The sequence below is a fragment of the Gracilibacillus timonensis genome, assembly GCF_900086715.1.
Taxonomy (GTDB): Bacteria; Bacillota; Bacilli; order Bacillales; family Amphibacillaceae; genus Gracilibacillus; species Gracilibacillus timonensis.
The window spans coordinates 1,143,578-1,170,497 of sequence record NZ_FLKH01000012.1 but is presented as its reverse complement, the minus strand read 5'-3'; the positions used below and the strand labels follow the sequence as shown (position 1 = coordinate 1,170,497).

Genomic DNA, 26,920 nt, shown 5'->3' with positions numbered 1-26,920 from the left:
ATGTGCCGCGATCCCATACTAGTAGTCGGAGTGGGAGATAACGGTCATCAACACCTCGACAAATCACGCTTTATGGAATGGAATAAACAAAGTATTTGAAATGGGGGCGACTTAGATGACACATTATGATTTACCAAATGCCCAAGGACTTTATCATCCCGAATTTGAGCATGATGCGTGCGGCATCGGTATGTACGCACATATAAAAGGTAAACAAACACACGATATTGTAAGAAAGGGATTAAACATGTTATGCAAATTGGAGCATCGAGGCGGTCAAGGCAGTGATCCGCTTACAGGAGATGGCTCCGGCCTTATGGTGCAAATCCCTGATTCTTATTTTAGAAGAGAATGTAAAGACTTTCAACTACCAGCTGTCGGCCAATATGGAGTTGGTATGCTTTTCTTATCTCAAAATGAGATGGAAAGAGAGAAAACGATTGAAAAAATAAATCAATTAATTGATCAAGAAGAACAATCATTAATAGGGTGGCGTGACGTACCCGTTGATCCATCTCACATTGGTAAAGGAGCGATTGAAACCCTACCAGTGGTGAAACAGGTGTTTATTGCAGCAGGTGATCAAATGGAAGAGCTAGCTTTCGAGCGTAAATTGTATATTATTCGAAAACAAGTAGAAAGCTGGACGAAGGAACAATCGATTCGTTTTTATGCAGCAAGTTTTTCCAATCGTACCATTGTGTATAAAGGTTTATTAACACCGGAGCAAGTAGATTTTTTTTATTTGGATCTGCAAGACAAGGATTTCGTATCAGCGTTTTCACTTGTACACTCACGTTTTAGCACGAACACGTTTCCTTCTTGGGAACGAGCTCATCCGAATCGTTATTTGATTCATAATGGTGAAATTAACACCTTAAGAGGTAACATCAATTGGATGAGGGCAAGAGAACAACAATTTGTCTCGGAAGCATTTGGAGATGATTTAAATAAGATTCTCCCTATCATTAATGGTGGTGGAAGTGACTCTGCTACTTTAGATAATGCATTAGAATTTCTAACACTTGCTGGCAGAACACCCGCTCATGCAGCGATGATGTTAATTCCAGAACCATGGGATAAAAATGAACATATGGATGCAAAAAAACGTGCTTTTTATCAATATCACAGTATGATGATGGAGCCGTGGGATGGCCCAACTTCGATCACTTTTACTAATGGGAAACAGATTGGTGCTATCCTAGATCGTAATGGTTTACGTCCTGCTCGATACTATGTCACCAAAGATGATTATATTATTTATTCCTCAGAGGTTGGTGTGATTGATTACGAGGAAGAAAATATATTATTGAAAGAACGTTTAAGTCCAGGCAAGATGCTGTTATTAGATATGGAAGAAGGCAGAATTATCTCAGACCAAGAAATCAAACGCGAGGTAGCAGAGGCTTTCCCGTATAACGAATGGTTAGCTAAACAAGCGATTAAGCTTGATGTAGCAGCAAAGAATGATGTTCAATTTGATCCACAATTACTTGTAAAACAGAAAGCTTTTCATTATACGACGGAGGATATCGAAAAATATTTACTGCCTTTAATCGAAAATGGAAAAGATCCTATTGGTGCAATGGGGAATGATATGCCATTAGCTGTCTTATCAGAACGCCCGCAAAGCTTATTTAATTATTTTAAACAGTTATTCGCACAAGTCACCAACCCGCCGATTGATGCCTATCGAGAACAATTGGTTACTTCCATGCTAACCTGGCTAGGAAGCGAGGGTAATGTGCTTCATCCATCTGAACAGCAGGTAAGGCGTATTCGCTTAGATTCACCGATCTTGTCCAATAACCAACTGCATAAAATTACTACCAATCAAATGGACGGTTTAGACGCACAAGTAATTGATACATTATTTACTAATGATATGGAATCAGCACTGAAACGAGTGTTTACTCAAGCAAAAATAGCGATTCAAGCAGGAAAAAATATTATTGTATTAAGTGATCAAAACTTGGATGCAAATCACAAACCAATCCCAGCCTTATTAGCCGTGAGCGGTTTACATCAATATTTAGTTCGTGAAGGAATCCGTACAAAAGTGAGCATTATCGCTCAGACTGGAGAATCAAGAGAAGTACATCATTTTGCGGCCCTTTTAGGTTTTGGTGTGGATGCTATTCATCCTTACCTTGTGTATCAAACCTATTATGAAGCGATTCTACAAGATCGTTTAGCAACGGATATTCAAACCATACAAACGAAATTTATTGATATAGCAACAGAAGGCATCGTCAAGATTATGTCGAAAATCGGCATTTCTACGGTTCAAAGTTATCGTGGGGCACAAATTTTTGAAGCAGTTGGGATTAGTAAACAGGTGATAGCAGATTATTTCACAGGAACAGCTTCTCAGATTGATGGTATTGGCTTAGATGTTATCCAGCGCGAAGTAGAAATGCATCATCAGACAGGTTATCAAGAGGCAATCATTGCGTCCCTTGATGCCGGGAGCGATTTTCAATGGCGTAAAACAGGAGAGCATCATGCCTTTAATCCAACAACGATTTATACTCTGCAATGGGCTTGCAGACGTGGAGATTACAACTTATTTAAGAAATTTTCCAAGGCCGCAAACAAAGAACGAATTGGCTTTTTACGAAATTTACTGGACTTTAAACCAGCTACGTCCATCCCGATTGAGGAAGTGGAATCAGTAGAATCTATTGTAAAACGTTTCAAGACAGGAGCGATGTCCTATGGCTCGATTAGTAAAGAAGCACATGAAACGTTAGCTATTGCCATGAATCGCTTAGGTGGTAAAAGCAACAGTGGAGAAGGTGGCGAAGACCCAGGTCGTTTTACAAAGGATGCTAATGGCGATTTGCGTTCCAGTGCGATCAAACAGGTTGCTTCCGGACGTTTTGGTGCCAAGAGTCATTATTTGGTCCACGCCAAAGAACTTCAAATAAAAATGGCACAAGGGGCAAAACCTGGTGAAGGAGGTCAGCTGCCATCCGATAAGGTCTATCCTTGGATTGCCGATGTGCGTGGTTCTACTCCTGGTGTCGATTTGATTTCGCCGCCGCCCCATCATGATATTTATTCGATTGAGGATTTGGCTCAATTGATTCATGATTTAAAGAATGCCAATCGAGACGCTCGTGTCAGTGTGAAGCTGGTAGCCAAATCGGGTGTAGGTACCATTGCAGCAGGTGTGGCAAAAGGTAATGCCGATGTTATTTCTGTCGTTGGCTATGACGGCGGTACCGGTGCTTCGCCAAAGACCAGTATCAAGCATGCAGGCTTGCCGTGGGAGCTGGGTCTAGCAGAGGCGCACCAAACGTTAATGTTAAATGACTTGCGAGATCGTGTCATTTTAGAAACAGATGGAAAATTATTGACAGGTAAGGATGTTGTAATGGCGGCCTTACTGGGTGCTGAAGAATATGGTTTTGCCACAGCTCCGCTTGTCGTAGTTGGTTGTGTCATGATGCGAGTATGTCATAAAGATACTTGTCCTGTCGGAGTGGCCACGCAAAACCCAGAATTGCGTAAAAAGTTTAGTGGTGACCCACAGCATGTGATCAATTATATGCAATTTATTGCGGAAGAAGTTCGTGAAATTATGGCTGAATTAGGTTTCCGAACGATCGATGAAATGATCGGGCGCACCGACGTATTAGAAGTGTCAGAACGGGCAGGACAGCATTGGAAAGCCAAATATTTAGATTTGGCAACGTTACTGTACCAGCCACAAGGTCATCGCAGAAATAGCACCGAACAAGATCACCGTCTGGAGGAATCTTTGGACTTAGCACATATTCTTCCGGCAGTAAAACGTGCGATTGAGACCGGTGAGGCTTTAGAGGCCTCTTATCCCATTCAAAATACCAATCGAGTGGTTGGTACGATTGTAGGCAGCGAGATTTCCAAGAAGCATGGTGAAAAAGGACTGCCAGAAGACACGATCAATCTGCATTTTAGGGGTTCTGCCGGTCAAAGCTTCGGAGCATTTATCCCATCTGGGATGACAATGACTGTCACTGGCGATGCCAATGATTATGTTGGTAAAGGCTTATCAGGTGGGAAAATCATTGTGCGTGCGTCAGAACTATCTACGATTAACCCTAGCTATAATGTGATTGCCGGAAATGTATCTTTCTATGGGGCAACCAGAGGAGAAGGTTACATCCAAGGGTATGCTGGAGAACGTTTCGCTGTGAGAAACAGTGGTGCAAAACTCGTTGTAGAAGGTGTTGGAGATCATGGCTGTGAATATATGACAGGAGGAAGTGTCGTCATTCTAGGTAATGTTGGTAAAAATTTTGCAGCTGGTATGTCTGGAGGAATTGCCTATGTTCTGCCAAGTGATCTGGAACAATTCAAGGCACTATGCAATGATGAGCTGATTCAATTTGAGTCATTAACGAATACGCAAGAAATCGAACATGTAAAAGAAATGGTTATCAATCATCACGAATATACTAATAGTGAGAAGGCTGCTGTGCTATTAAATAATTGGGAAGACGAGGCAAAACGCTTTGTCAAGGTTATTCCAACCGCATATAAGCAGATGTTAGCGCAAATTGATGCCTTGATAGCTCAAGGTTTATCAGAAGAAGAGGCTCGTTATCAAGCTTTTATGGCAAAGAAAAATGGAACCATAACCGTAGCACAAGACCCAGAAGAGGTACTAACCAAATAGAAAGGAGAGGGAAAATGGGAAAAGCAACAGGGTTTATGGATTACGAACGTCAAACAGCTAATGAACGTGATCCTTTAGAAAGAATTCATGACTGGAAAGAATACTCCGCTCCTTTCTCTGATGAGGTAGCTAAGACGCAAGGAGCACGTTGTATGGATTGTGGCACGCCATTTTGCCACATCGGAACAGATATAGCAGGTGCCACATCAGGCTGCCCTATCTATAACTTGATCCCTGAATGGAATGATCTGGTTTATAAAGGAAAGTGGAAAGAGGCACTCGATCGTTTAATGAAAACAAACAATTTTCCTGAATTCACGGGAAGAGTTTGCCCTGCACCTTGTGAAGGTTCTTGTACCGTAGCGATTAATGATCCAGCGGTAACGATCAAAAATATCGAACAGAAAATCATCGATAAAGGGTTTGAAGAAGGTTGGATAGAACCTCGAATCCCATCACATCGTACAGGTAAAAAGGTAGCCATTATTGGATCAGGGCCAGCTGGTTTAGCGGCAGCTGATCAATTAAATCAGGCAGGTCACTCGGTAACAGTGTTTGAGCGTGCAGATCGTGCTGGAGGATTATTAACTTATGGTATTCCTAATATGAAGTTAGATAAAGACGTAGTGGAACGCCGCATCCATTTATTGAAACAAGAGGGAATTGACTTCGTTTTAAATACGGAAGTCGGTAAAGATATTTCTGCAAATACCATTAAACAAGACTATGATTCTGTTATTCTGTGTACAGGTGCTCAACAACACCGTGATTTACCGTTGGAAGGACGCGAGGCAGAAGGAGTACGTTTTGCGATGGACTATCTCACAAGGTCTACAGAGAAATTATTGGATGATCAAGTAAAATTAGAGCAAGAATTAAATGCAGAAGGAAAAGACGTGATTGTGATTGGCGGTGGAGACACTGGTGCGGATTGTATCGCAACGGCACTGCGACAAGGTGCCAAAAGCATTGTTCAATTCGGTAAACATCCTCAGCTCCCAATCAAACGAGCAGAAGAGAATCAATGGCCGGCCTATCCACAAGTCTTTAGCCTAGAGTATGCCCATAAGGAGGCAAAGGCAGCATTTGGAGAGGATATTCGTCAGTATTCCATTCAAACGACGAAGTTTGTCACGGATGAAAATGGCAAATTGAAAGAATTGCACACCATAGACATGAAAAAAACTCGTGATGAAAACGGCATCTTTGTCTTTGAAGAATTGCCAGGCACGGAAAAAGTATGGCCTGCACAACTAGTCTTGATCGCCATTGGTTTTCAGGGTGCGGAACAACCCGTTTTAGATGCCTTTGATGTGCAAACAACTAACCATAAGGTAAACGCAATGTATGGTGACTTCCGTACAAATGTAGAACATGTTTTTGCTGCCGGTGACGTTCGTCGCGGACAGAGCTTAATTGTCTGGGCAATTAATGAGGGCAGAGAAGTTGCTTGCCATGTCGACGAATTTTTAATGGGGCAAACAACACTTCCATCTGTCGCTAATATGTAAGGACTCTACCCATCTCCCGCCAAACAAACCGTGGGGGATGGGTTTTTAATCGTTGAAGGAAACATCAAATCAAAACTACCATTCTGACTATCTCCGATAAGATGGTTTGCGTTATTTATCAGCTTTTCGAGAATAAATAGTTGTCATAACTGCTCATTTAGTAATAAAATAGAGGGTATGTAGAATTTTTAAATAAGGAGTCTTTTTTATGTCAGAGTATACCATCACCTATATCAAAAACGAAAATCCAAAGGTAAAACCTCAAGATGATCAGCTTTCTTTTGGAAAATACTTCACCGATCACATGTTTATCCAAGACTACTCACCACAGGAAGGCTGGCACAACCCGCGCATTGTACCGTATCAGCCAATTGTCTTGGATCCTGCATCGATCATTTTTCATTATGGTCAAACTGTTTTCGAAGGTTTAAAAGCTTACAAAACAGATAGAGGTCAAATCAAGTTGTTCCGTCCAGATAAAAACATGGCGCGTTTAAACCATTCCAACGAAAGAATGTGCATCCCTGAAATCGACGAAGAATTTGGCATCAATGCCATTAAACACTTGGTACATATTGATCAAGACTGGGTACCAAGCGCACCGGGTACATCTTTGTATATTCGTCCCTTTATTATTTCAACAGAACCATATTTGGGTGTATCGCCATCGGCTACTTACCAGTTTATCGTGATTCTTTCTCCTGTTGGTGCCTATTATGAATCAGGTATCAACCCGGTTAAGATTGCAGTGGAGAGTCGTTATGCACGTACAGTGAAAGGCGGGACCGGGGAAGCAAAAACGGCCGGAAACTATGCCGCCAGTTTGAAAGCGCAAGAAGTTGTTTCTGCAGAAGGCTATGAACAAGTACTCTGGCTAGACAGTGTTGAAAAGAAATACATCGAAGAAGTAGGCAGCATGAACGTATTCTTTAAAATTAATGGCGAGATTATTACACCAGAGCTAAACGGTAGTATCCTCGCAGGGGTCACACGAGATTCCGTTATTGAATTGTTAAAGTACTGGGAGCTTCCCATTATAGAGCGCCGTATCACGATGGAAGAAATCTATGATTATTATCAAAAAGGAGAGCTAGAAGAGGCTTTCGGTTCCGGTACGGCTGCCGTTATTTCTCCTGTAGGCGAATTAGCTTGGGGAAATGAGAAAATGGTTATTAATAATGGCGAAATCGGTGAAATCTCGAAACGATTATATGATACACTTACCGGTATCCAATATGGCACGGAAAAAGACGTATTCAACTGGACCACGTCCGTCAGCTTTGTTTAAGAAAAATAATGCTTGAGATATCGTGCGAAATTGGCTATAATGATAGAAACTATATCCAAAAGTAATGATTAGAGTCATTAGTTGATGCTATGGCATGCAGAGAATGGAATCCACCGGCTGAAAGGTTCCATCGCCCGCTAGATCAATGAACCTGCTCTATGAACTGTTAAGCGTAAACTTAACCGTTACTCGGCGTTAGCGAGCTTAAGAGGATCGTCACATGATGATCAATACAAGGTGGTACCGCGGAATTAGCCCTTTTCGTCCTTATAATCAAGGATGAGGAGGGCTTTTAGCATCCATAATAAAAGGCGTGAATGAGATGGCAAAGCAACGAATTGTGGTGAAAATTGGCAGTAGTTCGTTAACCAACAAAAATGGTGGTTTAGACTTATTAAAACTGCAGGAACATACGTCAGCTATTGCTGCACTAAAAAAACAAAATGTCGAGGTCATTCTGATCTCTTCCGGCGCGGTGTCCGCTGGTTTCTTTGACTTGGGTTATCCGACAAGACCTGTCACAGTAGCTGGCAGACAAGCAGCAGCTGCTGTAGGGCAGGGCTTGTTAATTCAAGCTTATACTGACGAATTTAGGAAATATAATATGGTTACTTCCCAGCTGCTCTTAACCAAGGATGTCTTCCGTAATGAGATGCAGTACAGCAATGTTTTTTCTACGCTAACCGAATTATTAAAACGTGATGTTATTCCTATTATTAATGAAAATGATACGGTAGCTATTGATGAACTAACCTTTGGGGATAATGATATGCTCTCTGCTTTGGTCAGTGGACTGGTACACGCCGATTTTTTGATTATTCTTACAGATATTAACGGATTATACGATAAGAATCCGAACACAGATCCCTCCGCTAAACGCTATGACCGTTTGAATCGTTTATCGGAGCATATTGTCCAGCAAACCAACACCGATTCCGGATCGAAGTTTGGCACAGGGGGGATGAAGTCAAAACTACTGGCAGCAAAAACGGCCCTTTCCCTTGGTGTGAAGGTATTTGTCGGAACAGGATCAGGGAAAAATAAGTTACTAAACATTATGGAAAACCGGGGAGACGGGACGTATATTGGCGAAGATTTAACCAGTAACTATCGTAAACAAAAACAGTGGATTGCCTTCCATTCCAATCCGGCAGGTAAGCTTCATATCGATAAGGGAGCCAGCGAAGCCGTTATCCATGATGGCAGAAGTTTACTTCCTGCAGGTATCAAATGGGTAGAAGGTGATTTTATGGCTGGCGATGTCGTTGATGTCGTTTTTGATGACAAAGTAATTGCTAAAGGGCAGGTGAACTACTCTTCCCAAGAACTAATCAAGGCCAAGGGAGAGTCCAGTAAGGTAGCCATGAAGCAATCCGATCGAGGCAAGCCAGAAGTGATTCATCGAGATCGCTTGGTATTATCTATAAAGGAGGCGTATTACTATGAGTGATTTAATACAAAAGGCACAACTAGTAAAGGGTACGACAACGGCCCTCGGGACGAGTACAACGAAGGAAAAAAATCAGGCATTGCTCATCTTGGCAAGTGAATTACGAAAACAAACAGAGTTTATTGTTCAAGAAAATCAGCGTGATATCGATAATGGTCGTCACAATGGGTTAAGTGAATCCTTGATCGACAGACTCGTCTTAAATGCACAACGCATCGAAGAAATGGCTGATGCGTTAGTTCAGTTAACCGAATTAACCGATCCAATTGGTAAGGTAATGGAGGAATGGGAACGCCCAAATGGTCTCCTTATAAAAAAAGTACGTGTGCCAATCGGTGTAGTCGGCATGATTTATGAGGCGAGACCAAATGTAACAATTGATGCAGCCAGCCTGTGTTTGAAAACAGGGAATGCCGTACTGTTACGCGGTAGCTCATCTGCCATTTGTTCCAATACGGCGTTGGTGAAGGTTATCCACGACGCCTTAAAGCAATCGAGTTTACCAGACGGTGCGGTACAATTAATCGAAGATACAAGCCGGCAAACAGCCTCTGACATGTTTCAATTAAATGACTATCTCGATGTACTAATCCCAAGAGGTGGGAAAAATCTAATTGACACCGTAGTAGCCAATTCTTCGGTACCAGTATTAGAAACAGGAGCGGGAAATTGTCATTTGTTTATTGATGAATCTGCAGAGGTGCAGATGGCTATTGAAGTGGCTGTTAATGCAAAAACACAACGTCCATCTGTTTGTAATGCGGTGGAGACCATATTAGTAGATAGAATTTGGGCAGCACAACACCTGTCTAAGTTAATTTCTGCCTTGCAAGAGAAGAATGTAGAAATTCGCGGTGATACTTTCACTCAAAAATATGGGGAAGATATCCACCCAGTTACAGAAGAAGACCTTTATGAAGAATTTAATGATTACATTGTGGCGATCAAAACCGTTGAATCAGTTCAAGAAGCCATTGATCATATTAATCAATACGGCACTACCCACTCGGAATCGATTGTTTCCGATAATGAGCAGCATGTGGTTGATTTTATGAATCAAGTCGATGCCGCAGCCGTCTATCATAATGCCTCGACTCGTTTTACTGATGGATTCGAATTTGGATTTGGTGCCGAGATTGGTATTAGTACTCAGAAATTGCATGCGCGTGGACCAATGGGCTTAGAAGCATTAACCTCTAATAAATATTTATTGTATGGAAATGGACAAATCAAATAAACTATTTTTCTTTGCCAACAGTTCCTGTATAATGTACGATAGGTTGCAAACACAAGTGAAAAAAGGAGTATGGAGAGATGACAAACACATTAATTTTTGGACACAAGAATCCGGACACGGACACCATCTGTTCAGCTATTGCGTATGCGGAGTTGAAACAGGCCTTGGGAGAAGATGTAGAGGCTGTTCGTTTAGGTGAGGTTAACAATGAGACACAATACGCGTTAGATCAGTTCCAGCATGCAGCACCACGTATGGTAGAGAATGTATCAGATGAAGTAGATCAAGTCATCTTGGTGGATCATAATGAAAGTCAGCAGAGTGCTGATGATATTGATCGCGTACAAGTGCTGGAAGTTATTGACCACCATCGTATCGCCAACTTTGAAACCAAAGATCCACTTTATTATCGTGCAGAGCCAGTTGGTTGTACGGCAACGATTTTAAACAAACTATATAAAGAACACGGCGTAGAAATGAAACAGAATATTGCTGGTTTAATGCTGTCAGCCATCATATCTGATTCTTTATTATTCAAATCCCCTACTTGTACGGAACAAGATGTAGCAGCTGCGAAAGAACTAGCTGTTATTGCCGGGGTAGACGCAGAAACTTATGGTCTCCAAATGCTTAAGGCAGGTGCAGATCTTAGTGATAAATCTGCGCAAGAACTGATTACCATGGATGCCAAGGAATTTGATATGAATGGTCAAAAAGTAGAAATCGCTCAAGTGAATACCGTGGAAATAAATGACGTGTTAGCACTCCGCCAAGAAATTGAACCGGTTATTGAGAAAACCATTGCCGATAAAGGACTATCCTTGTTTGCTTTTGTTATTACAGATATCTTGAATAATGATTCCGTCATACTTGCAGCAGGGGATGAACTTGCCAAGGTAGAAGCTGCCTTTGATGTGACATTAGATAATCAAACAGCTCCACTACCAGGTGTCGTTTCCCGCAAGAAACAAGTCGTTCCGAATTTGCAGAACGTATTTTAACAGACCAACATCATGATCAAAGACAGGTGACAAGGGATTACCTGTCTTTGTCTTATTTCCCAATGATTTAGAGAAAAACAGGGGGGAGTCGATTGTTAAAAAAGATGGTAGCGATGATTACTTTTTGTTTCCTAATCGCGTGTACCGATAATGAACAAAACAGCATCGAACCCAGCCAGTTAACCAATCGGGAGCAGTTGATTATCAATGCCCTTTCTGATAATGTCTCGGTGTTTGATTATCAATTAACCGAGGACTATCAAGAGATCGAACTTTGGGTAGATCGCTATGAAAATGGGGAATTAGTCGAAGAAAGAATGAATGTATTATCTAGTCATATTGAAAACAGAGAGGGATCTATTTTGTTTTCGATGTCTGAACTCGCCTACACGCCAACTGGAGCGATGGCCATGATAGACGAGGGTTCCAGTGGCAGTGTCACCTTCGAACTGACGGGGGAGGGAGAACGAGAGGATTATCTTATTTCACAAAATACCTTTCCGCAAGAAACATGGAATGAACAGGCAGTATTTGCCGTACTGGCTTATGTAGATCAAGAAGGTGCCGTTAGTGGGATAAACCAATCCTTTTTTACAGAGCCAGATCAGCATATAGGGGTATTGCAGGGGTACCAAGAGGCTTATGTGTTTAGGGGGAAGCTAATCAAGTGAAAAATCATGTCAGCCAGACTGATAGGTATAATAGTCGTGATAAATAATAAAGAGGAACTGAGGCAATGATTATAACAACAGCAGGACGTACGAAGGCCAGTTTAACGGAGCGAGCACGGCAGTTATCCAACCAATATAACCTCCATTATGTAACGCGCAAGAAGGATTCGATCACTGCCTTGAAAAGACAATATCAGCAGGATGTGCTTGTTGTCGGGAGTGATCAGCTGTATCTTTCCCCCCTGCATCAAACAGAAAAGGTGTTTTTTCACCCCAGTTTGGCAATGATCAGAGCAAAACGTATAGCCAACGGGGAGTCTGATACCTTTATTTCCGCAACGGGATTAAAGACAGGAATGTCCTTGTTAGATTGTACCTTAGGCCTAGCGTGTGATAGCACGATTGCGAGTCTGGTAGTAGGAGAGGCTGGTAAGGTTACCGGATTAGAGGGGAGCGCCTCGTTGTCTATCTTACTAAAAGAAGGACTATCTACACTAGATACCGGTTTCCCAATATTAAATGAGGCGATGCGTCGCATAGAAGTAATCGGTCTTGAGCATTTATCGCATTTGCAGACACTTCCAGACAACAGTTATGATGTCGTTTATTTTGATCCCATGTTTACCGAAACCATTACCGAATCAATCCATATCCAAGCACTTCAAGGAACCGTGCTGTCGAATAGCTTGTCAGAGCTAACGATAGAAGAGGCCAAACGAGTAGCAAGCAGACGAGTTGTTTTGAAAGACCATTGGCAGAGTAAACGGTTTGTTCAGTTTGGTTTTACACAATTAAAAAGAAAAACATCATTATTTCATTATGGGATAATGGATATATGATTACTAATATATGAGGAGAGTAATGATGAAAACAATTGGTTTAATCGGTGGAATGAGCTGGGAATCGTCTGCAGAGTATTATCGCTTAATCAATGAAGAAGTGAAACGAAGACAAGGTGGATTACATTCCGCATCCTGTATCTTATACAGCGTTGATTTTGCAGAGATTGAAACACATCAAACTGCTGGAAATTGGCGAGAGGCTGGAAATATCCTTACTGAAGCCGCTGCAGCTTTAGAACGTGCAGGTGCGTCCTTTATTGTCATCTGTACCAACACGATGCATAAAGTCGCGGACATGATCCAGGAATCAATCCAGATCCCCATCCTTCACATCGCCGACGCTACAGTGAAACATATTCAGCAAACGGATGTCCAAACCATCGGACTACTAGGAACAAAATATACAATGGAACAAGACTTTTATAAATCACACTTGAAGGATAACGAGCTTGGTGTGTTGATACCAAATGAACAGGAAAGAATCCAGATTAATAAAATAATCTACGAAGAATTATGTCTGGGACAAATACAGCAATCATCGAAAGCGTATTTTCAACAGGTGATTCAGGATCTAGTCGACAATGGAGCGGAGGGAGTTATCTTAGGTTGCACAGAGATTGGCTTATTAATTCAGTCAAGCGATATAGAAGTGCCACTCTTTGATACGACAGTGATCCACGCTACAACAGCAGTCCATGATGCACTAATAGTCAAAAAAGATTAGGTAAGAAGCAAAATATATTTTCTATTTGTTTTCTTTATGTTAGTATAATAGTAATAAACAGAAGTAGGAAGGGTCTTAGAATGAGTACAAAAGTCAATCCAATTCAAGTAAGAGATATCATCATTGCCAATCAAGTATTAAAAGATGTGGTAGTAAAAACGCCATTACAGCGTGATACGATTTTATCCGATAAGTATGATTGTAATGTCTATTTAAAACGTGAAGACTTACAAGTGGTGCGTTCGTTCAAAATCCGCGGGGCATACAATTTAATGCAAGGCTTAACAGAAGATGAACTACAAAACGGTGTCGTCTGTGCCAGTGCAGGTAATCATGCACAAGGAGTCGCTTATTCATGTAAAGCATTAGGTGTTAAAGGTGTTATTTTCATGCCAAGTACAACACCGAGACAGAAGGTGAACCGCGTCGAATTTTTTGGCGGATCCTATGTTGAAATTCGTCTAATCGGAGACACTTTCGATGATTCCTTTGAACAAGCGATGGAATATTGTGAAGAGCACGGCGCTTCTTTCATTCATCCTTTTAATGATACAAGGACCATTACTGGACAAGGCACGATAGGTCTTGAAATTCTCGATACCATGGAAGAACCTATTTCTCATATTTTTATGGCAGTCGGTGGCGGAGGTTTGATTTCTGGTGTTGGTTCTTACATAAATAGCATCAGTCCAGACACTAAAATCATTGGAGTAGAACCAGAGGGAGCCTCATCGATGAAAGCCGCTATCGAAAAAGGGGAAAATGTAAAGCTAGATAAGATCGATAAATTTGTCGATGGTGCCAGTGTGAAGCAGGTTGGGAATATTTCATTTGATATCGCCAAAGAGATTATCGATGATATCGCTGTAGTACCGGAGGGCAAGCTTTGTACAACCCTCTTGGATATTTATAATGAAAACGCGATTGTCGCAGAACCTGCCGGGGCTTTACCTATCTCGGCATTGGATTATTATAAAGATGAAATCAAAGGAAAAAACGTTGTCTGCATCGTCAGTGGTGGAAATAATGATATTGATCGTATGCAGGAGTTTAAGGAGCGTTCCATGATTTATGAAGGGTTGAAGCATTATTTTATCGTTAATTTCCCGCAACGAGCTGGGGCTTTACGCGAATTTATGAGTGAAGTATTAGGCGAAGGTGATGATATCACTCGTTTTGAATACACCAAAAAGAATAATCGTGATAAAGGGCCTGTATTGGTAGGAATTGAACTACAGCATGCCACAGACTATCATTTATTACTGTCACGGATGGAGAAGAACGGCTTCTCCTATATCGAGATTAACAAAGATGAACAATTATTCCAGCTGTTAATATGATGAATCAAAAAAGGGCTTAAATAAGCCCTTTTTTGTAAACGAAAGTATATTATAATCGTTGTTATAATAGGACTTGGAATGATTTTGACCTTGAATGAACGAGCAGTTCAGTGGCTACTTTGAGTGGTCGGTAAAGCACCGGACAAATTTTGCTCGTTTTTTCTGAATAAGGTAAAAAAATATCATCTTAGGAAAGCATATTACTGTATAATAGAATCTCGAATGATATTAACTTTGAACGAACCCCAGGGTGCCGATGGCTCTTACTTTAAGGTTAGGGGGTTAGTCTGGCTATGATAAAAGGGGAATTTCGGACGATGAAAAAGGCATTTCAGGTAGTATCAGGGTGGATGATGGGAATTTTAATCTTAGGAGTTTCTTTTAACAATGGTCGATTATAGATAATCCATCTCACCATTGCGCACAAGGTTTCGTCTAACCTTACTTATCAACCTGTTGAATGGAGTGGATCCTATGCAGTCTGTCCTGTATGAGAAACTAGCACAAGAGACACCGGAAGAACAAGCCATTTTAGCTGGAAATCAAGCGGTCAACAAGAAAATGTATACGGATATGACCTCTGACTTTGTCGTGCAAAGTGATAAATTTCTAAAAGACGAGCTGATCATGATCCGTAAGCACCCTCGTTTTATCGATTTCCCTAAACACACTCATGATTTTATTGAAATGAATTATGTCTTTCGTGGGCAATTTCGACAACAGGTAGCTGATCAAAAAATCCATTTAAAACAGGGAGATATCTTGCTGCTCAATCAACATATTGAACATGAACTAGCTGCGTGCGGCCGAGAAGATATTGTGATTAACTTTATTATTCATCCGGCCTTTTTTGATTATATTTTGTCCAATTTTTCTTCCGGATTTATTCAAAACCAGATGGTCCAATTTTTGATGAATAGTATGTTTAACTATGATCAATATGCCCAATTTTTGTACTATCCCGTTTCCGGTTCTGCTCGTATCCAGGAGATAATGGAACAGCTGTTAATAGAGATGATGAATGATTCTATCTTAGCTAAGTCGAAGATCAAATTTTTGATGGGGTTATTGATACTTGAATTAGCAGAACAACAGCACCAATCACAACAAAACGCAACGCAAGCAGCAGAGCACGCTTTTGTAGCAGAGGTGTTTCGTTATATTGAAAACCATTACAAGACGGCTAGCCTGCAAACGCTGGCTGCTCAATATAAACAATCTAGCTATTGGGCAAGTAAGCGCATTAAGACGTTAACCAATGCCAATTTTAAAGATTTGGTTCAGGAAAAGCGATTACTAGTTGCCAAAAATTTGTTAATGTATAGTGATTTGTCGATCCAGGCAATTGCCGAAGAGGTTGGCTATGAAAATATCAGTTATTTCTATCGTTTGTTTAAGAAGAAATTTAATCAGACCCCTAAGGATTTTAAACAACAAATACGGAAAGAGGAAATTTAGCAAAAAATGGAAGAATAATATGCAGCTATCTGGTCTTTCACTCTCGTTGACAAAAAGAATAGAGAACGCGGAAAGCAATGCCTTATCATCTCGTTTACATACGTTGAAACAATTAGAAGGAAATCTGCACTTACGATTACCGAAATGCATATGGAGGACTTTATGACGTTTGATGCTATCTATGCTGAGGGCTTTGGTTTACCAAGCAGTTTAAGTGAGGGTATCGCAGTAAATAATCAAGTATTGTATAAAAAACCTGGATGGCATTTTTTTCTCGCTAAAGAAGATGACGCACCAATCGGAGTTGGTGTGTATTACCAACAAGGGAAAACGGCAGTATTAGCAGCTGCAGCAACGCTTCCGCAGTATAGGGGGAGAGGATGTCACTCCGCATTGATCAATTGGCGAATGGCACAAGCCTTGCAAGATCATTGTGATTTGGTTGTCGGACAAGCGGCGTTTGCTAGTACTTGCATGCGAAATATGCAAAAAATGGGCATGGAGATTGCCTATACCAAAGCTATTTGGACGCAACTCAAGAGTAAACGCTAAAACAACTCAAGGCAAGTCCGTTCATACTTATGTATCAACCAACTTGCCCCATTTAATATTCTCTGCAATCAACTAAAGCTAAGCGCGAGACGGATTATTATAAACCGTTCTTATCTTTTGAATATCCAGTTTTTTCATTTGCAAGATAGCTTGATTTATTTGGTGTCGCTTTTCTTGACTTGCCTGTTTCATTAATACCTCAAGCTCGCGAGGAACGATTTGCCAAGAGACAGAGTAGCGGTCTTTTAACCAGCCACATTGTTCTGCTTCCGGCACTGCCGACAATTTTGTCCAATAATCATCCAGTTCTTCTTGAGAATCGCAATAGACCATGAATGAAATGGCTTCATTAAAGGAAAAAGAATGATCCTGGGCACTATCCATGGCAGCAAACCATTGATTTTCCAACATGAAATCAGAGAACATAACAGATCCTTCTTGATCTGGCTCCATTCCGGCAGGATAGCGAGCGAGGAAGCCATGACGGCTATCTTTAAACACCGACAAGTACATTTGAGCTGCTTCTTCTGCCTTTCCACAATGGTCCCCGACAAACATAAGTGAGGGGAGGATGGTAGGACGCTCCTTACCTTCGGGATTCGTTAGTATCAACTGCCAACTGAGTCCATATTTATCCTGAATCCATCCATAACGGTCACTAAATGGATAGGTATCAAGTGGCATTAAAACCGTGCCACCATCCACTAGTTTGTCCCAAACCTCATCAAGCTTATCCTTGGCATGTTTGTCTCGTGCTGGATCAAAGTTTACCATAAAGGAAATCGAGGGATTAAAGCTAAAATATGGCCCAGCACTGATCGCCGTAAATTCCTGTCCCCAAAGCTTGAATGAGACTTCTGCTACATCACCAGACGGCGTGTCTTGTATCATGTTTGTCTCCATGATATCTGACTCCGGGAAAATAGAAGTATAAAACGTTGCTGCTTCTTCTGCCTCTTTGTCATACCAAAGGTGATAAACTATTTTCTGCATGGCATACTCCTCCTTCATTAGATTATATCTATCATATCATATAATGATCCTATACAGCGTCTGGTCCCTATGTTATGCTTTAGAAGCACGAATAAGAAAGCGCTTGCTAAAAATAAGGATGCTTACAAGGAGGAATGGATGTGAAAAGAAGCAAGTTTGTGCTCTTTTTTTCTGTTTTATGGTGTCTTGGTCTTTTATCACAGGTTTTTTTCTATTGGCGTGCGGATAACTATCTATTTCTTATCGTCACTGCTACTGTCTTTATCCTGATTTTATCGTTTATCATTGGTTATCTAACCAAACGATCTTTCTGGTTAATGTTTGGTTTGGTATGCTATGGTTTATCTGCACTATATACAATAGTTGCGGTGTTTTGGTTGTTGTTTTTGCATGAGTTAAACATGATGCTTACCGTGGGATTGGCTGTCAGCCTGCTGATTGATATACTGATGATGATACGGTTGCAAAAACAGCGTAATCAGCTAAAAGGGCCTAAGCTGCTCTTCTCATCATAATAAAGAAAAAGGGGAAACACAACAACGCTGTCTAGTCTGCACCCTTTATCCTATTCTTATGAATTAGAGACGTTCTAAAAACTCCAATCGATTGCCGAAAGGATCATCGACATAAAATCTTTCAGCTCCTTCAAGCGGTTCATCTTCTTTGATGACTACACCGTTGTTGGTTAATTTTTCTTTCCATTGATGGATATCTTTTATGGCGAAGGCTGGATGTGCTTTGGTGGCAGGCGCAAATCCTTGCTGAATGCCAATATGTAACTGCTGGGCACCGCACTGAAACCAAACTCCACCACGTTTTTTTAAATTTTCCGGTTTTTCGATTTCTTCCATCCCCAATATATCCGCAAAAAAAGTACGAGCCGCTTCTTCGCTATTCTCCGGAGCCGCTAATTGAACGTGATCAATCCCTATTAACATGATATCAATCTCCTTCCTGCATGCTAAGCCTATCATATTTCCCGAGGCATTTCCATGTATTACTTAACCTATGCATTTCGCAAAAATAGACATTAATAATATAAATTTCGTTATTATTTTTTATATTTATCCCTTTTATAATAATATATAAATCGCTTACAAAAAGGAGTGAAAAAATGCAAAAATGTCACATTGCTGTTGATATTGGAGCGGGAAGCGGGCGGTTAATGGCTGGTTTCTTAGAAGGGCAACAACTGAAGCTGCAGGAAGTACATCGCTTTGCTAATGATATGCAATTTCAGAATGGGCATTGGTGCTGGGATATTGATGGGCTTTTTCATGAAATCATCAACGGATTAAAAGCTTGTCCGTCACAGGATTTGCAGCCGACAACGATAGGGATTGACACATGGGCAGTCGATTTTGTCTTGCTAGATGAACAAAAAGAACGAATAACCGACGCCGTTGCCTATCGTGATTCTCGCACAGAGGGAATCATGGAAGAGGTGTGTGAAATCATTCCATCGACAGAATTGTACCGTGAAACAGGTATTCAATTTCAGCCGTTTAATACCATCTATCAGTTGTATGCTTTCTATCATCAAAACCCAAACAAACTGGAGCATGCCGCCTATTTTCTAATGGTTCCAGACTATCTGCATTTTCGATTGACCGGCAGAATCGTCAATGAATACACCAATGCTACGTCCACGCAATTATTAGATGCCAAAACAAAAGATTGGCATCAAGGAATACTGCAAAAATTGCATATTCCAACCCATTTTTTTCAAGAAATTACGAATCCGATGCAATCGCTTGGACCAGTGACAAGTGAAATATCCCAACAATTGGGTTATGAATTGGATGTCGTGTTGCCGGGCACGCATGATACGGCTTCTGCCGTTCTTGCTGTTCCGGATGATCAAGTCATTTATATAAGTTCCGGCACATGGTCGTTGATGGGGGTGCAAATCGATCAGCCGATCACAACGGAAGAGGCACTGACTGCTAATTTCACCAATGAGGGCGGTGCAGCAGGAAAAATACGTTTTCTAAAAAACATCATGGGGCTCTGGATGATCCAGCAAGTCAAAAAAGAACTAAGTCAAGACTATAGCTATAGTGATTTTGTAGAGTTTGCTTATCAGGAAGCTGATTTCAATGCAACAGTGGATGCTAATGATAGTCGCTTTCTCCATCCACCCAGTATGATTACTGCCATCCAAGGTTATTGCAGGGAATCAGATCAACCGATCCCCCGTACAGCTGGAGAATTGGCAAAATGTATTTTTGATAGTTTAGTCCATTCCTATCAAATGACTATCGAACAAATGGAACACTTAACAGGAAAGCACTATCCAACCATTTATATTATAGGTGGGGGGAGTAAAAATAAGTATATGAATCAGAAACTTGCATCCATCTCAGGCAGAAAGGTGTGCGCTGGCTTAGAAGAAGCAACGGCAATTGGTAATATCACTGCCCAGATGATTGCAACAGGACAAATGGATTCGCTTGAGCATGCCAGACAACTAGTGCGTCATTCATTTCCAATGAAACAATATAAGGGGGACGTGATAAAATGAGTATCAAACAAAACTATGAAACAGCTAAACAGCAGTATGAAAAATGGGGGGTGTCCGTAGAGGATGCTTTAGAAAAGTTGAAGCAAATTCCTATCTCCATTCACTGTTGGCAAGGTGATGACATCGGAGGATTTGAAGTAGATCAGCAAGAACTATCTGGTGGTATTGATGTGACTGGGGATTATCCAGGGAAGGCGACGAATCCAGAGCAATTAAGGAATGACTTGGAACAGGCGTTAGCATTGATTCCTGGTCAGCATAAGATTAATCTTCATGCCATTTATGCGGAAACAGAAGGAGAAATCGTTGATCGCGATGCCTTGGAACCAAAACATTTCACCAATTGGGTAGAATGGGCCAAACAGCAACGGGTTGGCCTGGATTTTAATCCTACGTTTTTTTCTCATCCTAAGGCAGCGGATGGTTTAACCTTAGCACACCCAGATCCAGCTATTCGTGCATTCTGGATCCGTCATTGTATTCAATCTCGTAAAATAAGTGAATACTTTGGCAAAGAGTTAGGTCAGACTTCTTTAAACAATATTTGGGTGCCAGATGGCTATAAGGATATTCCAAGTGATCGACTCACTCCACGTCAACGACTAAAGGAATCGCTTGACGAAATCCTTGCTGGGGATATTGATGATTCGTTATCCGTGGACGCCGTGGAAAGTAAATTATTTGGAATTGGATCAGAGGCATACGTTGTCGGATCCCACGAATTTTATATGGGGTATGCCCTAAAAAATAATATTCTATGTTTGTTAGACTCCGGTCATTATCATCCGACCGAAATGGTATCGAACAAAATTTCTTCCTTGCTATTATTCCAGGATAAGCTGGCGCTCCATGTATCACGGCCCGTACGCTGGGATAGTGATCATGTGGTGATATTAGATGATGAATTGCGGGAAATTGGTTTGGAAATTGTCCGAAATGACGCACTGGATAAGGTGATGATTGGTCTAGATTTCTTTGATGCCAGCATTAACCGTGTGGCAGCTTGGACGATTGGGACACGAAATATGATAAAAGCTCTATTATATGCTCTTTTAATGCCAAATGATTATTTAAAACAATTACAAGAAGAAGGAAACTTCACTGAACGATTAGCCTTATTCGAAGAATTTAAGACCTATCCATTCGGGGCAATTTGGGATTATTATTGCCAAGAGATGGGGGTACCTGTGCAGGAACAATGGCTGGATCCTGTTAAAACCTATGAAAAAGAGATATTGTCACAGCGAGATAGCTAAATTTCGATTTTTGTTGCTTTATTTTTGTTTTTATGGGAGAATAAACACAGAAATACCCACACAAATAAAAGTAAACAAAAAAGAGAGGGATGTTTATGGTTCAAAATCATTGGGATAATGACCAAGCAGCAAATGGGGAAGGGCTAGCAACACTTGTTTATCGTTCGAATCTATTAGGTTCTGATCGTTCAGTCGTTAATATCGGCGGGGGAAATACCTCCGCCAAAACGGTAGAAAAAGATTTTAAAGGGGAAGACATTGAAGTAATGTGGGTCAAGGGAAGCGGTTCAGATTTGGCCACGATGAAGAAATCGAATTTCACCGGATTAAAGTTGTCGGATATTCAGCCATTACTCGAACGTGAGGATATGTCTGATGAGGATATGGTAGCTTACTTGGGGCACTGCATGATCGATGCCAGCCATCCACGTTCATCGATTGAGACATTATTACATGCATTTCTACCTTTTAAACACGTTGATCATACCCATCCAGATGCCATTATTAGTATAGCCTGCGCCGATAATGGTCAACAAATTGCCGAAGAAATCTATGGAGATCGTTTTGTTTGGGTTCCTTATATCCGTCCGGGGTTCAAGCTGTCCAAAATGATTGCAGAAGGTGTACAAAATAATCCGAAAGCAGAACTCGTTATTATGGAGAAACATGGTTTGGTTACTTGGGGTAAAACCTCGAAAGAAAGTTATGCAAAAACAATCGAGGTCATTCAGGAAACAGAAACCTTTATTCAACAAAAAGCTGCAGGACAAAAGCTGTTTGGTGGGGAAAAGTATACATCTTTACAGCCAGCTGCACGAGAAGCATTGTTGGCAGAGGTTATGCCGTTTATACGAGGAAAAGTAAGTCAAGATAAACAGATGCTGGTGACTTACAACGATGACGAACAAGTACTATCCTTCGTGAATAGTATAGAGGCGCAGACACTTTCACAAATCGGCGCTGCTTGTCCAGATCATTTGGTGCATACTAAACGCGTTCCATTATTCATTGATTGGGATCCTCAATCAGGCGATACAGGGGTCTTAAAAGAAAAAATTCAACAAGGGATTGCTGATTACCAACAGGAATATGTCGCCTATTTTGAAAGGAATAAAGTAGCAGGTGATCAAATCATGGAAACGGCACCGCGTATCATCTTGATTCCAGGTGTGGGAATGTTCAACACAGGGAAGGATTGGAAATCTGCGAATATTAGTGAGCAATTATATCACCGCGCCATTGCTGTGATGAGCGGGACGAGCGTGTTGGGTCATTTTGTTTCGCTTAACGAGGAAGAATCCTATCGGATCGAGTACTGGCCGTTAGAATTGTATAAGCTGAGCTTAGCTCCAGCTGAGTCTGATTTCTCTCGACAGGTTGCCTTTGTTACGGGAGGAGCTGGCGGGATCGGTACAGCAACAGCCTACCGTTTACTGGAAGAGGGAGCCCATGTCGTCATTGCAGATATTAACGCAGAAGGAGCGGCCGACTTGGCTGATTCGATCAATCAACAATATGGCAGCCATCGCGCCTTTGCGGTAACAATGGATGTGACAAAAGAAGAAGATGTCAAACAAGCAATTGCTGCCTCTATTCGACAATATGGTGGTATCGATATCCTGGTAAATAATGCAGGTCTGGCTAGTTCTAGTCCGTTTGAGGAAACAAGTATGGAGCAATGGAATTTGAATATGAACGTCTTAGTTACTGGCTATTTCCTAGTAGCTCGAGAAGTATTTAAGTTAATGAAAGAACAGGCAATTGGTGGCAATATGGTGTTTATCGGGTCGAAAAATTCCATCTATGCCGGCAAAAATGCAGCCGCATACAGTACAGCAAAAGCGGCAGAGGTCCATCTTGCCCGAACGGTTGCCGCAGATGGTGGTGCGTTGGGTATCCGTGTCAACTCCGTTTTACCAGATGCCGTTATTCGTGGTTCGAAAATTTGGGATTCTTCTTGGAAACAAGAGCGGGCTTCCTCTTATGGTATTGGAACCGATGATTTGGAGGAACACTACCGCAAACGTACGATCTTGAATGTTAATATACTTCCTGAGGATATCGCAGAATCAGTTGCCTTCTTGGCTTCGCAACGATCTGCCAAAACCACGGGCTGTATGGTAACAGTGGATGGAGGAGTAGCTGCCGCTTTCACTCGATAAGCCGGCAGTGGATTTTTATACCATTACAAATGAAGTTCATCTTCGTTATTTAAACGGAGATGAACTTTTTAAAAAGATAGGAAAATATAACATTCTTGATATGATAGAATGTGGAACAATTTAAACCTTGAACGATCCAGGTTGCCGAATCTAGCTTTGGATAGTAATACAGTATCGAGCTCGATTTGTCTTAACGACATTATACTAGATGACAGACAAGCAGTCCATAAAATGCAATAAGAACGAACGATCAAGTAAACTTCCATAATCTATCCTATCCGTCATTTCTATGCTCTCACTACTTTTTCGATAATAATACTTGGATTTAAATCGACATCCCTGCTATCATAGGAATAGATATTGTGGAAGGAGCAAATGAAATGAATCTATTTGAAAACATGACGGCGTTAATAGGCAACACGCCCATGGTAAAACTTAATCGCATCACACCAGACAACATAGCAGATGTTTATGTAAAATTAGAGATGTTTAATCCGTCCAAAAGCGTAAAGGACCGAGCTGCCTATCATATGATTGATGAAGCAGAAAGACAAGGCTTATTAACGGAACGCTCTACGATTATTGAACCAACAAGCGGAAATACAGGAATTGGACTAGCTATGACAGCGGCTGCGAAAGGTTATCAATGCCTGTTAGTAATGCCGGATAATATGACGCAAGAGCGGATCAATATTTTAAAGGCATATGGAGCATCCGTTGTACTGACACCCAGTATGGAAAAAATGCCCGGGGCCATTAAAAAGGCGAAGCAGCTAGCACAAGACATTCCAAACAGTTTTATGCCGCAGCAATTTGAAAACTTAGCGAATCCAGCCATTCACCGAAAGACAACAGCGCTTGAAATATTAGAACAGATGGATCATCGCCTAGATGGATTTGTGGCTACGGCAGGAACAGGTGGTACGATATCAGGTACGGGCGAGGTATTAAAGGAACACTTGACGGAACTTCACATTGCGGTCGCTGAACCGGCAGGATCACCAGTTTTATCAGGTGGAAAACCTGGCAAACATAAACTAGTCGGAACTAGTCCAGGATTTATTCCGGCCATTCTGAATACGTCTATCTATGATGAGATCATTCAAGTTACCGATGACCAGGCGATTCGGACATTCAAACGTTTAGCCTCACAAGAAGGAATATTTGTTGGGCCGTCTGCTGGTGCGGCCGTTTTCGCTGCCATCCAAGTCGCCGAGAAACTCGGACCAGACAAAAAGGTAGTCTGCATCGCTCCAGACACCGGGGAACGTTATCTAAGTATGGATTTATTTTAAACCAACGTTACCCTCTTGCAAAAAAGTGGTCGCAAGAGGGTAACGTTGGAGATGAGCTTTTTGATTAAAACGGGCCGTAGAACGGAGGTCCGGGTGGAAATGGTGGTCCAGGCGGTCCGAAAGGCGGTCCATAAGGTGGCCCGTATGGCGGACCATAATATGGTGGGTAAGGTGGATAATAAGGAGGACGATCCACTAGTTCTCCCCCTAGAAATCCTAACCCAAATCCCAACAATCCTGCGCCTAAAGGGCCGAATGGGCCTCCTATAAATCGTTCATCCATTTGCGGATGTGGTGGTGCGGCCGGATAATATGACGGTGGTGTCATTTGATGATACGGTTGCATATATCACATTCCCTTCCTATCAAAAATTACAGACAGAGTGATCATTATCAAGAAGAAGCCATCAGATACAACAAATAAATGGTCACCAGGATAAATGCTGATCACTTGATAGTAGCCTATGGTCGTTCCAATAAATGCGGCAGGGTAAACACCTATTTTTTGAAAAAATCTACATGGCATTAGCAAATGAAGCATAAAGGAGAGAGGAATAGATGAAAATCATTGATCAGCAATCAGTTCATTGGGAAGAGCAATATTTGCACGAAGATATCCCTAGTTTAACGCCCTATATCTTATCTAATAAGCCCCACAGCCCCATCATTTTAGTCATTCCTGGCGGAGGATATGGACATCGAGCCTATCACGAAGGAGAACCCGTTGCTCAATGGCTGAATGATCATGGCTTTCACGCTTGTGTCTTGCGCTACCAGGTGGCTCCTATTGAAAAACAAGTAACGATAGTACAGGCGCAGCAAGCATTACTAGAATTAAAAATCAAAAGAAGCGAATGGGGACTTGCATCTGATAGCAAAATCGGGGTGCTAGGCTTCTCAGCTGGAGGTCACTTGGCTGCTTATATCAGTAACTGTTACCTACAAGACTCTCGGCCTGATTTTCATATTCTTGGATATCCTGTGATTACGATGAAAGAAAATACTCATGGAGGAAGCAGAACCAATTTAATTGGAGAACAACCGTCCCAAGAAAGGAAGGATAAATATTCCTGTGAAGGACAAGTGCATTCCCATACACCCCCAGCCTTTATCTGGACCACTGCAAATGATCAATCAGTCTCTTGCAATAATAGTTTGGCCTATGCAATGGCGCTACAGAAACATGAGATTCCTTATGAACTTCACGTTTATCAGGATGGCAGACATGGATTGGGGCTAGCAGATGAACACCCTGCAACAGCCGCTTGGAAACAAGCTTGTCTAGAGTGGTTACAAAACCATATCAGCTAAAAGGAGAGAGAATGTATGACAACAAAAGTAAAAATGCTCGTGCAATCCACCTATAATGATGAACTGTTACGAGCGGGTAAAACGTATGAAGTGAACGATGACACCGCGCAACGCTGGCAAATTAGCAAAATCGCTGAAATTGTGGAAGCGCCAGATGAAGAACAATCGACTAATCAGTAATTCGTTAATAGCTTTCGTAATGTGCTACGAAAGCTTTCTTTATGTTCTTTGGTTAGTTTTTTTGGTCCTTTGGTTCGTTTTCCGGCCTTGCGCATCTTAGCGCTTATATGACGTTCTTGCAGCATTTGATCGATTTTCTCTTTGCGGTAGAGGAAGCCCTTATGATGTAAGACAAGGCAGTCCTTCTGTAAACAAAGAGAAGCCAAGCCAAAATCCTGTGTAACAACTACATCGCCTGGATGCGCCAATTTAACAATGCGATAATCCGCCTCATCTGCTCCGTCGTCTACATAGGTTACCTTCACATGATCAGGATAGGCTTCCATCGAAAAATGATTATAGTTTTTTACCAAGGTAACAGCGATATGGAACGCTGCTGTTTCTTGGATGACAATATCCGTAACAGGACAAGCATCGGCATCAACGATAATTTGCATATAAAAACCCCTTTGTCATAAC

The 26,920-nt window shown here is 41.5% G+C and carries 23 protein-coding genes; 19 read left to right on the top strand and 4 right to left on the bottom strand.

Features of this window, described 5'->3' with window-relative positions; translation table 11 throughout:
- The first annotated feature begins 115 nt into the window (after positions 1–115).
- The 12 genes from gltB to BN6556_RS16715 all read left to right on the top strand — a co-directional run bounded on the left by gltB (position 116) and on the right by BN6556_RS16715 (position 16,740).
- On the top strand, positions 116–4,666 hold the full coding sequence (gltB, locus tag BN6556_RS16770; protein ID WP_066193569.1) for a glutamate synthase large subunit: 4,551 nt from the start codon (positions 116–118) through the stop codon (positions 4,664–4,666).
- Between the two features lie 14 nt (positions 4,667–4,680).
- Positions 4,681–6,177 (top strand): glutamate synthase subunit beta, encoded by a 1,497-nt coding sequence (locus BN6556_RS16765; protein ID WP_066193567.1) that lies wholly within the window; start codon positions 4,681–4,683, stop codon positions 6,175–6,177.
- A 208-nt stretch (positions 6,178–6,385) separates the two neighbouring features.
- The gene (locus BN6556_RS16760) at positions 6,386–7,465 is read left to right on the top strand and encodes a branched-chain amino acid aminotransferase (protein WP_066193565.1); all 1,080 of its coding nucleotides are present in this window, start codon (positions 6,386–6,388) and stop codon (positions 7,463–7,465) included.
- A gap of 322 nt (positions 7,466–7,787) precedes the next feature.
- Positions 7,788–8,915: a glutamate 5-kinase gene (gene proB, locus BN6556_RS16755; protein ID WP_066193563.1), complete on the top strand. Its 1,128-nt coding sequence runs from the start codon at positions 7,788–7,790 to the stop codon at positions 8,913–8,915.
- Positions 8,908–10,152, top strand: coding sequence for a glutamate-5-semialdehyde dehydrogenase (locus tag BN6556_RS16750; protein ID WP_066193562.1), 1,245 nt, complete (start codon positions 8,908–8,910; stop codon positions 10,150–10,152). The genes proB and BN6556_RS16750 overlap by 8 nt, the downstream gene beginning before the upstream one ends.
- A gap of 77 nt (positions 10,153–10,229) precedes the next feature.
- Positions 10,230–11,153 carry a manganese-dependent inorganic pyrophosphatase gene (locus BN6556_RS16745; protein WP_066193560.1) on the top strand — a complete coding sequence of 308 codons (924 nt, stop codon included), beginning with the start codon at positions 10,230–10,232 and terminating at the stop codon, positions 11,151–11,153.
- Between the two features lie 92 nt (positions 11,154–11,245).
- Positions 11,246–11,824 (top strand): hypothetical protein, encoded by a 579-nt coding sequence (locus tag BN6556_RS16740; RefSeq protein ID WP_066193558.1) that lies wholly within the window; start codon positions 11,246–11,248, stop codon positions 11,822–11,824.
- A 65-nt stretch (positions 11,825–11,889) separates the two neighbouring features.
- A complete protein-coding gene (locus BN6556_RS16735) occupies positions 11,890–12,663 on the top strand; it encodes a class I SAM-dependent methyltransferase (protein WP_066193556.1) in 774 nt (257 codons plus the stop codon).
- A gap of 25 nt (positions 12,664–12,688) precedes the next feature.
- The gene (locus tag BN6556_RS16730; RefSeq protein WP_066193554.1) at positions 12,689–13,390 is read left to right on the top strand and encodes an aspartate/glutamate racemase family protein; all 702 of its coding nucleotides are present in this window, start codon (positions 12,689–12,691) and stop codon (positions 13,388–13,390) included.
- Between the two features lie 80 nt (positions 13,391–13,470).
- On the top strand, positions 13,471–14,730 hold the full coding sequence (gene ilvA, locus BN6556_RS16725) for a threonine ammonia-lyase IlvA (RefSeq protein ID WP_066193552.1): 1,260 nt from the start codon (positions 13,471–13,473) through the stop codon (positions 14,728–14,730).
- Positions 14,731–15,204: 474 nt separating this feature from the next.
- Positions 15,205–16,188, top strand: coding sequence for an AraC family transcriptional regulator (locus BN6556_RS16720; protein ID WP_066193551.1), 984 nt, complete (start codon positions 15,205–15,207; stop codon positions 16,186–16,188).
- A 162-nt stretch (positions 16,189–16,350) separates the two neighbouring features.
- On the top strand, positions 16,351–16,740 hold the full coding sequence (locus BN6556_RS16715; RefSeq protein ID WP_066193549.1) for a GNAT family N-acetyltransferase: 390 nt from the start codon (positions 16,351–16,353) through the stop codon (positions 16,738–16,740).
- A 78-nt stretch (positions 16,741–16,818) separates the two neighbouring features.
- Here the strand turns inward: BN6556_RS16715 and BN6556_RS16710 are convergent, their stop codons facing one another.
- Complete coding sequence (locus BN6556_RS16710) at positions 16,819–17,733, bottom strand: VOC family protein (protein ID WP_162840605.1); 915 nt, start codon at positions 17,731–17,733, stop codon at positions 16,819–16,821.
- A 140-nt stretch (positions 17,734–17,873) separates the two neighbouring features.
- Here BN6556_RS16710 and BN6556_RS16705 point away from each other — a divergent pair, with 140 nt between their 5' ends.
- Positions 17,874–18,248 carry a hypothetical protein gene (locus BN6556_RS16705; RefSeq protein WP_066193541.1) on the top strand — a complete coding sequence of 125 codons (375 nt, stop codon included), beginning with the start codon at positions 17,874–17,876 and terminating at the stop codon, positions 18,246–18,248.
- Between the two features lie 63 nt (positions 18,249–18,311).
- Here the strand turns inward: BN6556_RS16705 and BN6556_RS16700 are convergent, their stop codons facing one another.
- Positions 18,312–18,671, bottom strand: coding sequence for a VOC family protein (locus tag BN6556_RS16700; RefSeq protein ID WP_066193539.1), 360 nt, complete (start codon positions 18,669–18,671; stop codon positions 18,312–18,314).
- A gap of 176 nt (positions 18,672–18,847) precedes the next feature.
- Here BN6556_RS16700 and rhaB point away from each other — a divergent pair, with 176 nt between their 5' ends.
- The 4 genes from rhaB (at position 18,848) to cysK (ending at position 24,970) form a co-directional block, all read left to right on the top strand.
- Positions 18,848–20,257 (top strand): rhamnulokinase, encoded by a 1,410-nt coding sequence (rhaB, locus tag BN6556_RS16695; protein ID WP_066193535.1) that lies wholly within the window; start codon positions 18,848–18,850, stop codon positions 20,255–20,257.
- Positions 20,254–21,513, top strand: a complete 1,260-nt coding sequence (gene rhaA / locus BN6556_RS16690; protein ID WP_066193533.1) for an L-rhamnose isomerase — start codon at positions 20,254–20,256, stop codon at positions 21,511–21,513. Before rhaB ends, rhaA begins: the two co-directional genes overlap by 4 nt.
- A gap of 95 nt (positions 21,514–21,608) precedes the next feature.
- Positions 21,609–23,675 carry a bifunctional aldolase/short-chain dehydrogenase gene (locus BN6556_RS16685; RefSeq protein ID WP_066193531.1) on the top strand — a complete coding sequence of 689 codons (2,067 nt, stop codon included), beginning with the start codon at positions 21,609–21,611 and terminating at the stop codon, positions 23,673–23,675.
- Positions 23,676–24,055: 380 nt separating this feature from the next.
- A complete protein-coding gene (gene cysK, locus BN6556_RS16680; RefSeq protein WP_066196549.1) occupies positions 24,056–24,970 on the top strand; it encodes a cysteine synthase A in 915 nt (304 codons plus the stop codon).
- A 64-nt stretch (positions 24,971–25,034) separates the two neighbouring features.
- Here cysK and BN6556_RS21760 read toward each other — a convergent pair whose 3' ends face one another.
- The gene (locus BN6556_RS21760; protein ID WP_235817589.1) at positions 25,035–25,316 is read right to left on the bottom strand and encodes a hypothetical protein; all 282 of its coding nucleotides are present in this window, start codon (positions 25,314–25,316) and stop codon (positions 25,035–25,037) included.
- A 212-nt stretch (positions 25,317–25,528) separates the two neighbouring features.
- Here BN6556_RS21760 and BN6556_RS16670 point away from each other — a divergent pair, with 212 nt between their 5' ends.
- Both BN6556_RS16670 and BN6556_RS22335 read left to right on the top strand, forming a co-directional pair.
- Positions 25,529–26,281 carry an alpha/beta hydrolase gene (locus tag BN6556_RS16670; protein ID WP_066193527.1) on the top strand — a complete coding sequence of 251 codons (753 nt, stop codon included), beginning with the start codon at positions 25,529–25,531 and terminating at the stop codon, positions 26,279–26,281.
- 15 nt (positions 26,282–26,296) lie between these two features.
- A complete protein-coding gene (locus BN6556_RS22335; RefSeq protein WP_162840604.1) occupies positions 26,297–26,461 on the top strand; it encodes a hypothetical protein in 165 nt (54 codons plus the stop codon).
- Here BN6556_RS22335 and BN6556_RS16665 read toward each other — a convergent pair.
- Entirely contained in the window at positions 26,455–26,898 is a 444-nt protein-coding gene (locus BN6556_RS16665) for a YaiI/YqxD family protein (protein ID WP_066193525.1), read from the bottom strand. The genes BN6556_RS22335 and BN6556_RS16665 overlap by 7 nt on opposite strands.
- Positions 26,899–26,920: the final 22 nt, after the last annotated feature.

What these genes read in the sequence shown, in the direction of transcription:
- gltB (WP_066193569.1), top strand. Translation starts at nt 116, where the DNA reads ATGACACATTATGATTTACCAAATGCCCAAGGACTTTATCATCCCGAA.
- BN6556_RS16765 (WP_066193567.1), top strand. Translation starts at nt 4,681, where the DNA reads ATGGGAAAAGCAACAGGGTTTATGGATTACGAACGTCAAACAGCTAAT.
- BN6556_RS16760 (WP_066193565.1), top strand. Translation starts at nt 6,386, where the DNA reads ATGTCAGAGTATACCATCACCTATATCAAAAACGAAAATCCAAAGGTA.
- proB (WP_066193563.1), top strand. Translation starts at nt 7,788, where the DNA reads ATGGCAAAGCAACGAATTGTGGTGAAAATTGGCAGTAGTTCGTTAACC.
- BN6556_RS16750 (WP_066193562.1), top strand. Translation starts at nt 8,908, where the DNA reads ATGAGTGATTTAATACAAAAGGCACAACTAGTAAAGGGTACGACAACG.
- BN6556_RS16745 (WP_066193560.1), top strand. Translation starts at nt 10,230, where the DNA reads ATGACAAACACATTAATTTTTGGACACAAGAATCCGGACACGGACACC.
- BN6556_RS16735 (WP_066193556.1), top strand. Translation starts at nt 11,890, where the DNA reads ATGATTATAACAACAGCAGGACGTACGAAGGCCAGTTTAACGGAGCGA.
- BN6556_RS16730 (WP_066193554.1), top strand. Translation starts at nt 12,689, where the DNA reads ATGAAAACAATTGGTTTAATCGGTGGAATGAGCTGGGAATCGTCTGCA.
- ilvA (WP_066193552.1), top strand. Translation starts at nt 13,471, where the DNA reads ATGAGTACAAAAGTCAATCCAATTCAAGTAAGAGATATCATCATTGCC.
- BN6556_RS16720 (WP_066193551.1), top strand. Translation starts at nt 15,205, where the DNA reads ATGCAGTCTGTCCTGTATGAGAAACTAGCACAAGAGACACCGGAAGAA.
- BN6556_RS16715 (WP_066193549.1), top strand. Translation starts at nt 16,351, where the DNA reads ATGACGTTTGATGCTATCTATGCTGAGGGCTTTGGTTTACCAAGCAGT.
- BN6556_RS16710 (WP_162840605.1), bottom strand. Translation starts at nt 17,733, where the DNA reads ATGCAGAAAATAGTTTATCACCTTTGGTATGACAAAGAGGCAGAAGAA.
- BN6556_RS16700 (WP_066193539.1), bottom strand. Translation starts at nt 18,671, where the DNA reads ATGTTAATAGGGATTGATCACGTTCAATTAGCGGCTCCGGAGAATAGC.
- rhaB (WP_066193535.1), top strand. Translation starts at nt 18,848, where the DNA reads ATGCAAAAATGTCACATTGCTGTTGATATTGGAGCGGGAAGCGGGCGG.
- rhaA (WP_066193533.1), top strand. Translation starts at nt 20,254, where the DNA reads ATGAGTATCAAACAAAACTATGAAACAGCTAAACAGCAGTATGAAAAA.
- BN6556_RS16685 (WP_066193531.1), top strand. Translation starts at nt 21,609, where the DNA reads ATGGTTCAAAATCATTGGGATAATGACCAAGCAGCAAATGGGGAAGGG.
- cysK (WP_066196549.1), top strand. Translation starts at nt 24,056, where the DNA reads ATGAATCTATTTGAAAACATGACGGCGTTAATAGGCAACACGCCCATG.
- BN6556_RS21760 (WP_235817589.1), bottom strand. Translation starts at nt 25,316, where the DNA reads ATGCAACCGTATCATCAAATGACACCACCGTCATATTATCCGGCCGCA.
- BN6556_RS16670 (WP_066193527.1), top strand. Translation starts at nt 25,529, where the DNA reads ATGAAAATCATTGATCAGCAATCAGTTCATTGGGAAGAGCAATATTTG.
- BN6556_RS22335 (WP_162840604.1), top strand. Translation starts at nt 26,297, where the DNA reads ATGACAACAAAAGTAAAAATGCTCGTGCAATCCACCTATAATGATGAA.
- BN6556_RS16665 (WP_066193525.1), bottom strand. Translation starts at nt 26,898, where the DNA reads ATGCAAATTATCGTTGATGCCGATGCTTGTCCTGTTACGGATATTGTC.